9 protein-coding genes are annotated in these 16,062 nt (G+C 38.4%); all 9 read right to left on the bottom strand.

Going from position 1 to position 16,062, the window contains the following annotated elements:
- Position 1: 1 nt before the first annotated feature.
- The 9 genes from CRO54_RS14135 to CRO54_RS14095 all read right to left on the bottom strand — a co-directional run bounded on the left by CRO54_RS14135 (position 2) and on the right by CRO54_RS14095 (position 15,877).
- Positions 2–2,278, bottom strand: a complete 2,277-nt coding sequence (locus CRO54_RS14135) for a family 20 glycosylhydrolase (protein ID WP_097132724.1) — start codon at positions 2,276–2,278, stop codon at positions 2–4.
- A 27-nt stretch (positions 2,279–2,305) separates the two neighbouring features.
- Positions 2,306–3,352 (bottom strand): sialidase family protein, encoded by a 1,047-nt coding sequence (locus CRO54_RS14130; protein WP_240775115.1) that lies wholly within the window; start codon positions 3,350–3,352, stop codon positions 2,306–2,308.
- Positions 3,353–3,439: 87 nt separating this feature from the next.
- Positions 3,440–5,329: an alpha-L-fucosidase gene (locus tag CRO54_RS14125; RefSeq protein ID WP_097132722.1), complete on the bottom strand. Its 1,890-nt coding sequence runs from the start codon at positions 5,327–5,329 to the stop codon at positions 3,440–3,442.
- 17 nt (positions 5,330–5,346) lie between these two features.
- The gene (locus CRO54_RS14120; protein ID WP_097132721.1) at positions 5,347–7,245 is read right to left on the bottom strand and encodes a glycoside hydrolase family 35 protein; all 1,899 of its coding nucleotides are present in this window, start codon (positions 7,243–7,245) and stop codon (positions 5,347–5,349) included.
- A gap of 336 nt (positions 7,246–7,581) precedes the next feature.
- Complete coding sequence (locus tag CRO54_RS14115) at positions 7,582–8,607, bottom strand: BT_3987 domain-containing protein (RefSeq protein ID WP_171047916.1); 1,026 nt, start codon at positions 8,605–8,607, stop codon at positions 7,582–7,584.
- A 15-nt stretch (positions 8,608–8,622) separates the two neighbouring features.
- On the bottom strand, positions 8,623–9,840 hold the full coding sequence (locus tag CRO54_RS14110; RefSeq protein WP_097132719.1) for a BT_3987 domain-containing protein: 1,218 nt from the start codon (positions 9,838–9,840) through the stop codon (positions 8,623–8,625).
- 49 nt (positions 9,841–9,889) lie between these two features.
- The gene (locus tag CRO54_RS14105) at positions 9,890–10,849 is read right to left on the bottom strand and encodes a glycoside hydrolase family 18 (protein WP_097132718.1); all 960 of its coding nucleotides are present in this window, start codon (positions 10,847–10,849) and stop codon (positions 9,890–9,892) included.
- A 29-nt stretch (positions 10,850–10,878) separates the two neighbouring features.
- Entirely contained in the window at positions 10,879–12,513 is a 1,635-nt protein-coding gene (locus CRO54_RS14100) for a RagB/SusD family nutrient uptake outer membrane protein (RefSeq protein ID WP_097132717.1), read from the bottom strand.
- A 19-nt stretch (positions 12,514–12,532) separates the two neighbouring features.
- Complete coding sequence (locus tag CRO54_RS14095; protein ID WP_205943992.1) at positions 12,533–15,877, bottom strand: SusC/RagA family TonB-linked outer membrane protein; 3,345 nt, start codon at positions 15,875–15,877, stop codon at positions 12,533–12,535.
- Positions 15,878–16,062: the final 185 nt, after the last annotated feature.

Genomic DNA, 16,062 nt, shown 5'->3' with positions numbered 1-16,062 from the left:
CTTATTTTAATTCACGTTGAAACCAACTGTCGGGAATATTTTTTGCGTCGCAGCCATCTTTTGAATATTGTAGCAACAACGTATATCCTCCACCGCCTTCTACAAAATCCAAACGGAAAGGATGCAGGCCTTTTTCCAATGCTACTTGCCCGCTTTTTTCAATAGGAGAATGAGGACCTTCATTATCTATTACCAGTCTATCGGCGATGTATAACATCCCTCCATCATCACAGGTAAGATTGAAAGTATAGATACCAGTTTCGGGTACTTCGATGTATCCATCGTATTTTAAGCCGAACTGTGGAGCTTTCGCTTCTTTTGGCACTTCGATATTGCTCACCAAAAATTGCTTATCTGGCTTACCTGCGATCTTTGCTACTTTATCTATCGGTTGGTTATAGAAATCGCAAGACAGGCCTCCCTCCAATTTCGCAGAAGGTTTAACTGCTGTTGCAAAAGTCGACTGCTTATAGTTAACGGTATAAATATCTCCTTTAGACTGCGCTCCATCTTTACTGAAAAGTCCAAATTTAATGGTGGTAGGCTTGGTTATAGCTAAAGAGTTATTTGGTAAAACCGCCGACTGTGCTGTCGGCGTACTACCATCTGTAGTGTAATGTATATTTTTTCCTTTCAGCGGATTTTTAACTTCCAAAACAGCATCTTTTACAAAGACACTTTCTAAGGCAAAACCGCATAAATCGGGTAAGCGATAAGCAACCTTCATTTGATCTAATACTGGATAATGAGCTAACAAGCGGTTACTATAATCTTCAAATATGTCCTTATTTGTCCATAATCTTTCAGAAAGTGCTGTTAAACGAGGGAATAATAAAAAGTCTGCTCTATTTTCTGAAGGCACTTTTTCTGCCCATAGGTTAGCTTGGGCACCTTTGATTAAATGGGTTTTATCGGCAGGAATATTGTCATAAACAACCTTCATGTTGTAAACGTTCCTCAGCGAACTTTTATCTGGAAAAAAATCAAAATAGAGCGGATTAGTAGGTGACATAATCACAGGATGGTTATTTTGTACTGCTTTTAGTGGTGCGTCAGAAACCCATCCTCTCCAATACATCACCGTAATATCTGAGTTTATTTTTCCTTCCAAAGCATCATCCCACGCAATCGCTTTTTTCCCTTTCTTTTCCACCATTTCTTGCACACGGTGTACAAAATAACTTTGTAATTCGTGCACATCTTTCATCCCCTCTCTCTTCATCATCGCTTTACACAATTCAGATTTCTCCCAACTAGTTTTATCCACTTCGTCTGCTCCTATATGGATATATGGCGAAGGAAAAATGGAGATGACCTCATTTAATACATTCTCTACAAAAGTATACACCTCCTCTTTACATGGACAAAGAGGTGTAGAGAACAACTCGCCCCAGCCAATTTTTCCATCAACAAGCTCAGGAAAAACCGATATAGCCGCCATCATATGTCCTGGCATATCAATTTCTGGAATAATTTCTACATGACGTTCGGCTGCATAAGCTACCAATTCTCTCAATTCTTGCTGTGTATAATATCCACCATAAATTTGTTTTCCGTCTTTTACTTTAATAAAACGAGGGTCTATCTCAAAATCAGGGTTCTCTTTTGCCAGTTCCATACATACACTGTCCTGATTGTTGAAAGTGCGATAAGCTCCTTTTTCTGTTAATGCTGGATATTTTTTGATTTCTATACGCCAGCCCTGATCATCCGTAAGGTGAAAATGAAATTTATTGATCTTATAAAAGGCAAGTCTATCGATATGTCTTTTAAGGTAGTCTATATTGAAAAAGTGCCTCGATACATCTAGCATCGATCCTCGCCAACTATAAGCTGGTTGATCATTTATGTTAAGCGCTGGTATTTGTTTTTGATGAATTCCAATTTGGTTAAGCACCATCAACTGGTTTAAAGTTTGTATACCGTAAAAAATGCCCGAAGGAGTAGCAGCAGCAATGGAAATTAAATTTGGTTTAACCTGAAGCTGATAAGATTCTTCGCCTTTAACATCCGCAGACAATCTCAATTCTATACGTGATGCACCTGATTTTGCAGCTGTTTCTATTTGATAAGAAGATAAAAGAGAACGAAGATAAGCTACCTCTTTATTCAATTTCTGCTCACCCACAACATGAATTTTTGAAGGGAACACAAAATTTCCTTTCTGCACAGCAAGCTGCTGAGGATAAGGAATAAGGTTATAATTATTTTGCGAGAAGCCTTTTACAACTACAAAAAGCAACACAACAACGGTAAGTTTAATATTCTTAAACAACATAAAAATGGGTTTAGCAATGATTTGTGATTATTCGGGCCACTTAGAATTAGTAATATTTTCTTCTGATAATTTAGAAGGGTTAATTTTTACGTATTTGATTTTTTTTCTACGCCATGTATAAACTATATGAACAGTATCATCATATCCTTGTATGACCGATGAATACGAATATTCTCCAATAACAGAATCCTCTAATATTGCCGCTGCCTTCCAAGTAATTCCGTCATCAGAAATGGCTACATTAAGTGGTGTACGGGCTTTTTCAATATAGGCACTCTCTTTAACACCAACATGATTGTAAACTAACAAATGTTTTCCATTGCGAAGTGTTACCGCATCTGTACCCGAATTGTTATTCGGAAGATATAATGCTACGGGATCACTCCAAGTTTCACCATTATCAGAAGAAAAAGAAGATATAAGATGTTCATTTTGCGAACGGCAAACCAGTTGTAAACGTTTATCCCTAAGTTTTAAAATACTTGGCTGAATAATATTCCATGGTTTACTGTTAATTGTGGCAGTTTTCCGCCAAGTTTTACCTCTGTCTTCCGTTATTTCTACATGTACCTGCCAACCATTGTTCTCTGTACTAGAAGGACAAAGCAACTTATTGCCTATCAGTTCTGGTTTGTTCTTTATTGGGCCTAAAAATCCTTTGGGCAAATTTTCAGGAGCAGACCAAGTTAATCCGTCATCAAAAGAACGAATCAAATGTCCGGTCCAATCCTGAACATTTTTACCAACTTTATAAAATAACAGCAGCTCTCCATCTGGATAATAAAACAAGACAGGGTTATAACAAGCTTTTCTTAGCGTGTCGTTCACCACTCCATCTGCTACTTTTACGGGAGGTGTCCATTTATTTTTCACTTGCTTACTTACATAAATATTTACGTTCTTGTGCCCTTCGTGTTCCCCTCCAAAAAAGGCTGTAATTATTCCCGATTTTGTTTCTGCTATAGTTGCAGCATGTACAGAGGAAAAAGGTGCAGTATCATAAATAAATTCATCCACTAATATCCCTTTTCTCCAGCTAGAATCCTGAGCGTATGTAACCTTTGTTGTTATCAAAAAGCTTAGTAAAAACATAAAATGAATACAGGCATTCTTCATTACTTCTACAATTATTCTTTTAACGACGCTTTATTTAAAAATTAACTACTTTAAAAGTCCAATCTCTGCAATGAGATATTTATCTGAAGAATGAGCCAACTCCAATGGTTCCAATTTGATGTAACGCCCTTTTACAGGATCTTCAAAAAATTGATTTTGCCTAATGGGATTATTACGGATATTATCGAACATGGCATTGCTCTTCAATGCTTTCCAATTTTTACCATCGCTACTCACCATAAAATTATAACGAGCTATATTAGCCGCAGCTACCTTAGCTTCTGGCACATAAAAGAAGCCTTTAAAATTGCTTTCTTCACCCAAATCAATAACAATAGGAGCTTTAAAAGCTAAAGCTATCGCAGCCGCCTTTCCATCTATAATTTCAGAAATATTAGCAGTAGAAGGAGACAGAACTTTCCATTGATCAACAGGTAAATCTCCTTTTTCGCTTACAACTTGTTGCTTTGCTTCTTTAGGCAAATACGCTTCTGGCAAATGATATACGCCAACATTATTGAGTACTGGGCATGCCAAAGACTCCAATATGTTTAATCTTAATTTATTGGTTCTACGAGTTTTAAATCTGATGATACGCTTGTAGCCAATAGTGCTTGCTTCAGTTACCTGTTCCCATAAATTTTTGTTAGCGTTCCATACCTCTATATTAAAACGGGCAACACGCTGCCCCAAAGGGATATACTCTTGCAATACTACTGTATTCACATCCACTCTGCTACCTAAATCTATTTCCACAGCAGCGGTAAGTACATCATCATCTGTTGCCCAATAAGAATCGTAATCACCATCCAACAAATTTGCTACAGCATACTTTTCGCTGTTTCCTCTTACGGTTTTTGAAGCTGCTTTTTTATCCGCCGCCAAATTCTTATCGAAAGATTGATCTAAAGCCTGTTTCACCTCCATTAAACGAAGTGAATCATTTTTATGAATCAACCCTCTCCTATCTGCTGGAACGTTAAGCAACAGGTTAGAATTACGGCCAACCGAAGCAAAGTAAATTCCTAATAAATCATCTAAAGATTTTACCTTCTCATCTGTGGTTTTGCTGTAAAACCATCCCGGACGGACAGAAACATCCGTCTCTCCTGGCACCCAAGCTGCACCATATCTATTCCCCGAATTTAAAGTATCTAAGGCAGGAGAATGACCGGGAGCAAAGCCCTTAACGTTCAATCGCGACCAATTGGTTTCGCCTGCAAAGCCTGCTTCATTTCCTATCCAACGACAACCAGGACCAACATCACTAAATATAACTGCATTGGGTTGATGTTTATACACTGTACTTCTAAACAAGTCCCAGTCGTATTCTTGTCGTTTGCCATTAGGCCCCTCTCCGTTGGCACCATCAAACCAAACCTCAAACACATCTCCATAATTAGACAATACTTCTGATAAAGTATTTGCAAAAATCTGGTTGTATTCTGGTGTACCGTAAGCTGGATGATTACGATCCCAAGGTGAAAGGTACACGCCAAATTTAAGACCATATTCTTTACAAGCCGCCGAAAGTTCTTTCAGCACATCGCCCTTACCATTTTTCCAAGGGCTTTCTTTAACCGTATGTGTACTGTATTTACTTGGCCAAAGGCAGAAGCCATCATGGTGCTTAGCGGTGATAATAATTCCTTTCATTCCCGCAGCTTTTGCTGTAGCTGCCCATTGACGGCAATCCAATGCAGAAGGGTTGAAAATTTTTGGGTCTTCTTTTCCATTTCCCCATTCCATATCTGTAAAAGTATTTGGACCGAAATGGACAAACATGTAATACTCCATCTTCTGCCACTCCAATTGAGGTTTAGAAGGAATAGCGCCATACGTTTGAGGAGGAGCTACCGAGCCTATGTTCTTACATGAAAAAAACACAGCTGTAAGTAGTGCCAAGCTAAACAGGCATACATTCTTATTATTCATAATACTTATGCTATATTTTATTTCAACTTGTTTAAAACCGGAACTTTGGTACTACCGACAACTGTTTTCAATTTATCATTGATCTGTTCGAAAACGACAATCTTGTTTTCGCCCTTTTTGAGCCATACCCCTGGTACAAACAAAGTTTGCTGAGGTCCAACTTGCCAGTAACGACCTAAGTTTTTCCCGTTCACAAAAACAATCCCTTTGCCCCAATCTTCCATATTAAGAAAAGTATCTCCTACTTCAGAAAGAGTAAAAGCACCTTCATAAAAAGCTGGTCTTCCTTGTAATGCTTTAGCCTTGGTCTCTCCTACGTTATAAACATCAGATTTTGAAAGATTATCCAAAACAGGAGATTGCTCCATTGGTAATTTGTACATTTCCCAGTTACCCTCTAGCGCTATGTTATTAATAGTGACAGGCCGTATAATTCCTTTAGTATTATGAACTATTTCAGCTCCATAATTAATTCTTCCCATATTTTCCACTAAAATTTCAAGTGTAGAATTAAATGGAATATCTACAGTAATGGAGTATTGGTTGTAATACCTATTCAGCTCGCCTACCTTTTCTCCGTTAACATATACAACGGCATAATCACGTAAACCTGGAACATTTAATTCCCCAGAAATGGGTTGGTTGAACTTTCGAGAATATAGTACATAGCCATATCCCTGATTCAGTTGTTCGAAAGTAAGTGGCTTATTGTGCTGAACAGCTTTCTGCTTTGCCAGAACATTTAAAACATCTGCTACTTTAGTTAATTTAACAGCTGGTATTTCAATTACTTTATGAGGTGCAGGAACAGATGGAATACTGTATTTAGCATACTTTTTAATGACGTTACGCAAGGAATCAAACTTGGGTGTTACCCAACCAGCTTCACTAATAGGGGCATCATAATCGTAACTGGTAAGATCAGGCTGAATGCCATGCTTCTTATCGTAATTGGCGCCACTTGTAAAGGCAAAGTTTGTTCCTCCATGAGCCATATATAAATTAAAAGACACCTCATTTTGTAGATATTCTTCTGTTTTACGAGCAATGATAGACGCATCTATGGCTGGATGAGGCTCTGCCCAATGCGCTAACCAACCAGGATAAAACTCGGCAACCATGTATGGTCCTTTACCATTATGATATTGATCAACTGCTTTTTTTAGGTTGGTGATATTTCCCTCTCCATTTGCCGTTGGCAGCACGCCATCAATAGCTCCTCCATCAAATAACCAAGTTCCATCAGAAGTAAAAAAAGGAACATCAAACCCGACTTCAACCAATTGATCTTTTATTTTTTGGTTATATTTTCGATGTTGCTCTAACGGAATATCTTTTCGCTGAGATGCGTAAGAACCAAATTCATTCTCTACCTGCACCATTACAATCGGTCCACCTTTTGTAATTTGTAGATCACCAATTTCTTGATATAAACGCTTGAGGTAATTCTTTGTAGCAGCTAAGAATGCTGCATTATCACTACGAAGTTCGAGTTGATCTACCTTTTGCAGCCACCACGGATAGCCACCAAACTCCCATTCGGCACAGGCATAAGGTCCTGGACGAAGGATCACATGCAGCCCTTCTTCGCCAGCAATTTCAATGTAACGACGTAGGTTTTTATCTTCTGAAAAATCCCATTGGCCACTTTCGGTTTCATGTGCATTCCAGAATACGTAGGTCGCAACAGTGTTTAATCCCATCGCCTTTAACATCTTAAACCTGTGACGCCAGTATTGATGAGGAATACGGGGATAATGCATTTCTCCCGAAATGAGTTGAACAGGCTTGCTGTCGTATAAAAAATGTCCGTCTTTGATCTCGAAAGTATGTTTTTTCTGAGCGTAACCTGTAATAGAAAAACTAGTCAGAAATATAGATATAAGAGTAATTTTAAGAATTAACTTCCTGCTCATTGATTATTTTTTGGTTATTTATGCTTCCTTATCATCCCAAACCCACTAAGATGATGTGAGGTAAATTCTGATTGTTATATAGACACTCTCGTTCTATTCTCTTTAAGTTTCACTTGATAAAGATTAACAAAAAGACAATTCAGGATAGTTGTCGTCAACAACAAATTGAATATGCATTGATTTCTTTATATCGTGGTGCTACAAAAAAAAGAGGCTGTCTCAAAATTTTATAAATGCCAATCTGAATTTAATTCAGGATCTTTTTATGGCTTTTGAGACAGCCTCTCAGAAAGAATTTGGTGTAACTAAATTCTTAAATACATCAATTCTTATTGGCTACTGTACGTAAACACCCAATTCAGAAATTCCTCGCTGACTTGTAGATGTCCAAGTTAATGCCAAGCGGATATATCTGGCCTGAACAGTTTTATAAAGACCAATGTATTGGTAACCTGAAGCATTAACCATTGTCGAGTTGGTTGCTGTACCCAATTCAGTATAATTTACGCCATCGTTACTAACAGATACTATAACATTACTGAATAGAAAGCCTGTTGCAGCACGATAAGCGAACAACCTTAATCCGCCAATAGTCTTGGTCTCCATCATGTCAGCAGTAATTGTTAAAGGATGTGTCGCAAAACCCCAACGAGTTGTTGTACTATTATCAAACATTTGTGTTGCAACTCCTGTATTAGGTGTGGCACTGGCTGTAATTCCCCATGCCGAATAATTGGTAACAAGGGCTCCAAACATTCCAGTTGCAGCTACGTTAGGCTTAACAATTACCTCTTTAGTATTAATCACAATATATGCTGTCTGATAATTTGTGCTAATTTTCGCCGAGCTACTTGATATAGACGACAACTTGATAGGAATAAGATAAGCAGGAGCAGTCAACTGCGCAAATTTAGAAGGATCAACTGAAACCAATATCTGATCTGATGAAATGCTACTACCTTGTTCTATAGTAACCGATGTCTTGGTAAGCGTAGCAAAACCATTTGGCAATTTCTCATAAGAAACATTGTTAGCCGCGTTATAAGCTGTTACTAAAGAATTGTCAATTTCCGCATTTACCGTAACGGTACTACTTACCGGTTTGGTAGATAAAACAGGAAACTTAGCCTGAATATCGGCATTACTGGTAGAACCTTCTACCGTATGCTGTATGGCATAAGTAAAACTATTTTTGAGGTTGGCCAGTGAACTGCGCCCCTCAGAATTAATAAAGATCCTAGTTTCAGTATCTCCTGTAACGTCGTAAGTTTCCTTTTTGCTACATGATTGAAATACAGCTGCACTGACAGTAAGAAATGAAACTATTATAAACCTGATGTTTATTGAAATATGTTTGTTCATCATACTAATTTTAATTTATTGACTGCATTTATTTACGCCATCAAATTGCCAACCCACAAAAGCTCTCTTATCAAATGTGTTTAAGGTACCATTTCCAGTATTGTCCCTAACGGTTTTAGACCAATCCATATCGTAGCCATTTCCTGTAGCATCCTTAAAGATATATCCAGTACCTTCATTGAATTTCCAATAGGCAACCAAACCTGTAGACTTAGGATCTACACCACATATTCCTAATTGTAGCTCGTTAGCGGTCAAAGCTCTGTTCCAAACACGGGCTTCTGCAACACGGCCGTTAAAGTACTGTCTCGATGGATAATTTTCCCAAGACATTCCTAATTCAAATCTTTGGAAGGTAGAAGGTGTAGTACCTATCAATTCAGCATCTTTTACACCATCAACATACATCACATATTTCTTGCCATCAAAGGTTAGAGAAATCGTATACCACTGACCTGGATTGAAACGTTTGGCAGAAATTAAACTTCCACCCGGACTAACCCATTGTAGAGAGTTTATATCTTGGCCAATTTCTCCGAACCTAAGCATGTTCGATCTAGACTCGTCTTTAGCTGTAAAGCTGCACAAACGACTAATTGGCTCAGGACTGGTATGCCAAGCATTTACATAGCACTTAATTTCATAAGTATAATTAGCCAAATTAACAGCCTTATTATCCTCAAATATGAAATTACTATACAAGTTAGTGTTATTCATGTTTAATGAGTTGAAATTGATTACCCTCGACACTCTTAAAAAGATAGTCCTAGATGGCTCCAAAATATCAATCTTAGCACCCTCTATACTTTTTATCGTAACGGGAATAACATAAGTACGCCCATCTATAAAATCTGCCGTAGACACCACTCTAACAGTAATACCTGTTGAAGCCGCACTTCCTGCTTTTATTACGCCCTGCGATCCATCTATTTGTATAGCCGACGCCGGAATTGCATAATAGCTGGTTCGGTGCGTACGGTTATACTCTTCTATCAATGAATTATCAACCGCAAAATTCACTGTCACATCTTGTGAAACTTTATCTGTTGTAGAAGCAGTTACGGTATAAGATGATGGGGTATTCTCTACCACAAACCTTGTAACAGGATTACTATCTGTACCAGTTACGAGGATTACATTTTTATTATAGTCAAAATCCTTACACCCCACTGTGATTAGCAACAAGCTAAACACAACATATAGGCTCGATTTTAAGTTAAATTTCTTTTTCATATCTATTCAATATAATTGTTTATCTATTCTTGAATGGTAAGCATTGGCATTAGTGTACCGCCGGATTCATGATCTGAATAGCCTTTCTGAACTCGTTATAAGGTATACCTGACGAAGAGTAATAATTTCTTCCCAAGAAGAAAACTCCTGCTCCTCCCTTACGACCACTTGAGGGTTGCCATCTTGCGTAATCAAGTAACCTACCTCCTGTGGCGTAGAAAACGCCGAAAGTCTCACAATAAATCATTGTTTCATAAGGGAAACCAGCCGGATGGTATATTCCCCCGGTTTGATTAGAGTAAGATTGACTTACAAAATAGTCGCAATAAGGGATGATAGATGTTGGCGGATTGCTGTTAAAAAAGTCAACGATCAATAATTTACTTGGGTCTTTTCCTTTAGGCCCAAACTCTTTACTAAGTTCGTTAATCAGTCTAACCAAGTTAGGTCCATTCCAACCTTCCCAGTCTACATCTACCCCATCAAGACCTGGCTCCAACACTTGGTTGATAATCCATTTTGCATAGGCTGCCATGGTAGCATCACTGATGTTGTTACCGTCGCCTCCCATATCATAATTTACGCCATCTACGGTGAACTTATGTCTGTAGTGGGAAGCATCTGCGTGCATCACAAAACGTGTTCCCAATTTCTCTTGCGATATCTTCATATCTTCATACGCCAGCGGGTGAGTATCTTTTGTTGGGATGCCCATCCAAAGGTTTACGATATCAAGACTATCAGGTAAGCCAAGTATACGCTCCCCCCAAGATGCGGGATATTTGGTACCGCCAACACCTTCTACCGGAGACCACGCCTCATAATAAGCATAACTGATTTCATGCTTGCTTTTCTTAAACTCACGTAAGTTTTTATAATACTGCTCATCGTAAGTTTTTAACTTCTGAACTTGCAAAGCCTCCACTTCTGTATCGCAACCTGTAAATAACAACGAAGCAAACAAAGTGAACAGCAACATGCCAAATATTTGAATTTTAGTTTTTTTCATCTTACTCAAATTTATTGTTGAATATTCGATCATTTCTTGTCCCACCATAATTTAGTACCGCCGTTATCTTGTCCACCAAGTTTAGATACACCAACCTGCACTCCAGCACGATTGTTATTGTACTCTGATTGAGGAAAAGGAATACGGCGAACCTGTGTAGCTGTATTGATGGTTCCATTACTGCTATTGGTTACAACAGGAATTAACTTAGGATATCCTGTACGTCTAAATTCGGCCCACCCTTCAGGTCCATCAGGATACATAGCAATCCATTTCTGAGTGATGATACGCTCTAGATTAAGCTCAGTAGAAGCCGCTGGATTCCACGCTACTGTAATGGTACTTGGTTGCGTTGCATTAAAACTAGATCCATCTGCATTATCTGTGAAAGCCCTTGGCGTATTGGTAGCATTAGCAATGTAAGTAGCTGCCCCAGCTACACCATTTTCTTCAAATGAAGTACTAATTCCTCTTTCGTATAGTTCTTGAGCTGTACCACCCATAGACCATCCTCTAAGTGCTCCTTCTGATCTCAGAAAATAGGATTCTGCAGCAGTCATCCAAACGATTTCGGTAGAACTCTGATTCATGTTCAAGCCAGAAATCCTAGTTGGATCTACATACCTCGTCCAAACAGAAGAAGTAATACCTAAGCGTACACCATGATAACCACCATCACCTGTAGCTTTAGTAAAGTAAGCTGCTAAACGAGGATCATTATAACCATTCATGTAAGCATCCATAGAGGCGCTCATACGGGCTTCCCCTGCATTAAACGTAGTCGAAATTTCGAATAAAGGATGGTAATACACCAAGTCAATCGAATGCTTTAAAGAGGTTCTATCGTTTGTTGAGGTAATTACACCTATAGGGTTATTGATAGACTTTTCAGCTTCTATTTTTGCTAAACTAGGATTAGCATAAGCTATACGCATAGCCAAGCGTAAGCGGAGTGAATTAGCAAATTTAACCCATTTGGTTGCATCCCCAGCATAAACCACGTCGTACTTTGGCAAAATTGTAGCCCCAGGATTACCTTGTACATAGTTGGTCAATACATCAATAGACTCGTCTAACTCGGCAAAAAACTTGGTATATACTTCTTCCAATCCATCGTAATTATTTCTTAGTGTACCAGTTCCAAAATTGACGTATGGAATTGGTCCATAAGCATCAGCAACGCGGTGCATCGCTTCTACCTTAACTACAGTTGCCAAAGCAGCCACCTGTGGGCGTTGTTGTTCTCTTGCTATTTTAACAATTTCCTGCCATGCAGGCATTACACCAACAAATCCGGAAGTAAAAGTTTTCTCTATCCAGCCTGTTATAAAATTATAAGAACCATTGTGTACACCTCCGTACCAAGTACCTGTTGGCGCAATATATCCCGAATACAAATCGCTGGTAAGCCCCTGTGCAACCTGATAGTCACTCGTTTGATTGCTTCCTTCTCCTGAACCATCTTTAAACAAAACAACATTCTTTTGCATCTGCGCAAAAAAAGCACCTGTTTTAAGATCATCATAAGTCATAATCAATTCCGTAGCATCATGCTGATTGGTATTATATTCTTCAAATTTGCTACAAGATGAATTAAATAATGCCAGTGAAATACATGAAAGGAATAGCTTTCTCCTCAATGAGAATATTTTATCTATTGTCATCATTTCTTTTATTAAAATATTAAAACTGAACCTTTACAGAAAAACCTAGGTTACGAAGGCTTGGCTGCATGAAATAATCTATCCCTTGATAATAAGTTGATGTATTCGCAGTTAATTCTGGATCAAAAGGCGCTTTGTTATAAAGGAAGAATAAGTTTCTACCTACCATAGATACATTTAAACCTTTGATCGTTTTAGTCCATTTTTCTATTGGAATATTATATCCTAAAGAAAGCTCTGCCAAACGCACATTCGTAGCGCTATAAGTATACATAGAACCGATACCCGAAGAACCACCACCCACAGTTTGGTAATACTCTCTCGCAGGAATTCTGTATCCATTTACTAACGCACCTCCTTGGTCTCTTGCATCAGCAGAAGCTTTGGAAGCACCAAAAGCATCTAATACCGCCTGTGTATTTGAAACTACAATACCACCTACACGGCCAGTAAATAAAAATCCCAGAGAGAGACCATTCCAATCGAAACTATTGTTCCAAGCTAGATTGTACTTAGGGTTAGTATTTCCAGCACGCACAAAATTATTTGCGTCGGCTACCACCACTTGGTCTGAAGGATGTACATAAATCGCTCCATGCTCATCCGTTCTCAAGGTATTTACATAGATATCACCCATTGTACCGCCTTCTTTCAATATCATCCTGTAACTTGCCGTTCCACCCTTATTTACCTCAGATAAGCTAATTACCTCCTGAGTTAATGGATTTACCCAACCTGGTAACAATGCAATGATTTTATTCCTGTTAAGGGAGTAAGTTACACCTGTAGTCCAGTTTAATTTACCAAACTTGTCGCTGTAACGGGCAGAAACCTCAATACCTTTATTGTCAACTTGTCCAGCGTTTACAATTACACTGGTGAAGCCTGATGAAGATGATAAAGTTGGCTCAAAGAACTGATTATAGGTACTTGATTTATAAACCGTAGCATCTAATTTCAGCTTACTCTTAAACAACATCAAGTTGGCTCCAGCTTCCCATGATTTTGTTCGCTCTGGTACCAAATCTGTATTAGGCATTCTCGTTCTAGTGTTTGGCAACCTACCACTCAACAAGTAAGTAGGTATAGTTAAGAATACATTAGGCTCATTTCCAACTTCAGAATAAGAAACCCTTAACTTCAAGTAAGACAAGGCATTGCTCTTAATTGGAAAAATATCTGTCATGATACCCGAAAGACCTACCGTTGGATAGAAAAATGAGTTAACATCTGAGCCAGCCAGTGTAGAAGCCCAATCATTACGAGCGGTTACATCTAAGTAGGCCATGCTTTTATAACCTAATTGCGAACTCGCAAATACAGCGTTTTTTTGTCTACGAAATCCTGACTGGCCATACTCTGACGTAGTCCTATTCACGTTTGCGGATGTAAATAAGTTAGCTACACCGTGTAATCTTCCGCCAAACATATCCTGAACATGCTTAACATCCTCTATACTGGCACCTATATTGGCTGTCAGGCCAAACATATTATCGTTAAAATTTTTATTAATATTTAATAACGCCTCTCCATATACTTGACGGGTGCTAGTTCCGTTTAATGAATAATAACCATTGTCTGACGCAAACAAAGTATTGGTCGAAGCATAGTATTTCTTTTCAAAACGATCATTGCTCTTATCTATCTTAGCACGAGCACTTAAATTGATCCAATTAGCAAACTCATACTTAACAGACCCATTAGCCATGTAACGGCCTTTATCATTCATAAACAAATTACGTTCGGTCACCCAGTATGGGTTTTGCATAGATAAACCTTGGTCACCATAGGGCCAAAATTGTGTCTGAAAGTTTCTCGAAGCATTGTAACGTTCAAAGCTTTTTACTTTCGCAAAATCATCACCTGCAGGGAAAAGATAGATAGCAACCAATGGATTGAAATACAGACCTTGTGAAATCATGTTCTGTTCTTTCACATTACTGGTCATAAAACCAAGATCCATGGTCATCTTATCATCAAGAAATTTTGAAGTATTGCGAACAGAGAAATTTAACCTGGTATAGTCGTTATTATGAATAATTCCTTGGGCATTTACCGTACCTGCAGAAAAATAGGTCTGATTTTGAGCAGTTCCAGTAGACAAACTAACTGAATTGGTAACGTTCGATCCAGTCTGGAAAAAATCTGATGGATTATAGCTCGAAGGTGTAGCGAGTTTATCGCCCCAACTGTAGTAACTGCCCTGCTCCGTTTGTCCATAGGTATTCTGAAATTCAGGTAAAATCAATGGACTAGAAAAAGTAGTACTATTTGAAAGATTAAGTGACAATTTTCCCTGAACACCCTTTTTAGTGGTAACCAAAACAACACCATTAGCAGCAGAGCTACCATATAATGCAGCAGCAGAAGGACCACTTAATACAGAGATACTTTCGATATCTTCTGGGTTGATATTGGAAATACCATCTCCAGTCTGTCCTGCTCCAGCAAACACTCCTTCAGGTTGCGTGGTTGATAAATTAGGCATTGGTACACCATCGATCACGTAAAGCGCATTGTTATTACCGGAAATAGATTTCACCCCCCTCATAATCACACGAGATGAACCACCAACACCAGATGAAGAACTGTTGATGGTGACACCGGCAACTTTACCATTCAGGTTGTTAACGAAGTTAGCATCAGAAACCCTGTTAACCTCATTTGCGCTCAGTTGTTGCACATGGTAAGAAAGTGACCTTGCCTCTTTCTTAATACCTAAAGCGGTTACAACCACTTCCTGCATTACAATTTCAGAACTTTGAAGCGTAATGTTCAAAACAGTTTCTGTTCCTACAGGCATTTCCAAAGTCTTCATACCTATATATGAAATCACTAAAACTGAATTAGCAGAAGGAACTAATAAGCGAAAATTTCCATTGGCATCTGTTAGGGCTCCTCCACTAGTACCTTTTACAGCTACAGAAGCACCACCTATAGGCAATCCCTTATCATCCTTAACCACTCCTCTCACCTCTTTTTGCTGAGCTGGAGCTTCTTTTTTAATAATCAGGATGTGATTACCGCTCATTCTTGTTTCAAGTCCTACAGGTTTTAGCACCTTTTCTAGTGCATCCTTAACTTTGATATCTTTCCCAGAGATACTTATTTTTCTCGTGACATCAACTTCTTCGGCATCGAAGAAAAAAGAGTAGGAAGTTTGCTCTTTGATAGTTGATATTACTGTTGAAAGGGGTTGATTGTTGATATTCAGCGACACACGGGCGTCTTGCGAATATACCGATGCTACGGCCGCAAACACTTGGGCAAACATCAAAAGTACAGTTACTTTCATTGTCTTGATAATACCGTGGCGACATTTTTTTGGCAATAAATATCCATCACAGTGTATTTTTTTGTACATTATGCGAAATAATTGAAGTTTAGACGAATTAAGTTTATTCTAAATTTTAGAATCGGGGATACTGCGAATATCCTCCGATTCTTTTTTTTGATCTTATCTTTAGGTCTTTTCTCTATTCATAATCAGGTTTTTAATGGTTTACAATTTATGGTTAGAATTTTTGTTTCGCTAAAGAAACCTTTGTA

It is taken from the genome of Pedobacter xixiisoli, from assembly GCF_900215335.1.
Taxonomy (GTDB): Bacteria; Bacteroidota; Bacteroidia; order Sphingobacteriales; family Sphingobacteriaceae; genus Pedobacter; species Pedobacter xixiisoli.
The sequence above is the reverse complement of the archived record's forward strand: the minus strand, read 5'-3'. Positions and strand labels throughout refer to the sequence as shown.

Excerpts from the sequence above, each read along its gene's own strand:
- CRO54_RS14115 (WP_171047916.1), bottom strand. The coding sequence starts at position 8,607 with ATGAACAAACATATTTCAATAAACATCAGGTTTATAATAGTTTCATTT.
- CRO54_RS14100 (WP_097132717.1), bottom strand. The coding sequence starts at position 12,513 with ATGACAATAGATAAAATATTCTCATTGAGGAGAAAGCTATTCCTTTCA.
- CRO54_RS14095 (WP_205943992.1), bottom strand. The coding sequence starts at position 15,877 with ATGTACAAAAAAATACACTGTGATGGATATTTATTGCCAAAAAAATGT.
- CRO54_RS14135 (WP_097132724.1), bottom strand. The coding sequence starts at position 2,278 with ATGTTGTTTAAGAATATTAAACTTACCGTTGTTGTGTTGCTTTTTGTA.
- CRO54_RS14120 (WP_097132721.1), bottom strand. The coding sequence starts at position 7,245 with ATGAGCAGGAAGTTAATTCTTAAAATTACTCTTATATCTATATTTCTG.
- CRO54_RS14105 (WP_097132718.1), bottom strand. The coding sequence starts at position 10,849 with ATGAAAAAAACTAAAATTCAAATATTTGGCATGTTGCTGTTCACTTTG.
- CRO54_RS14125 (WP_097132722.1), bottom strand. The coding sequence starts at position 5,329 with ATGAATAATAAGAATGTATGCCTGTTTAGCTTGGCACTACTTACAGCT.
- CRO54_RS14110 (WP_097132719.1), bottom strand. The coding sequence starts at position 9,840 with ATGAAAAAGAAATTTAACTTAAAATCGAGCCTATATGTTGTGTTTAGC.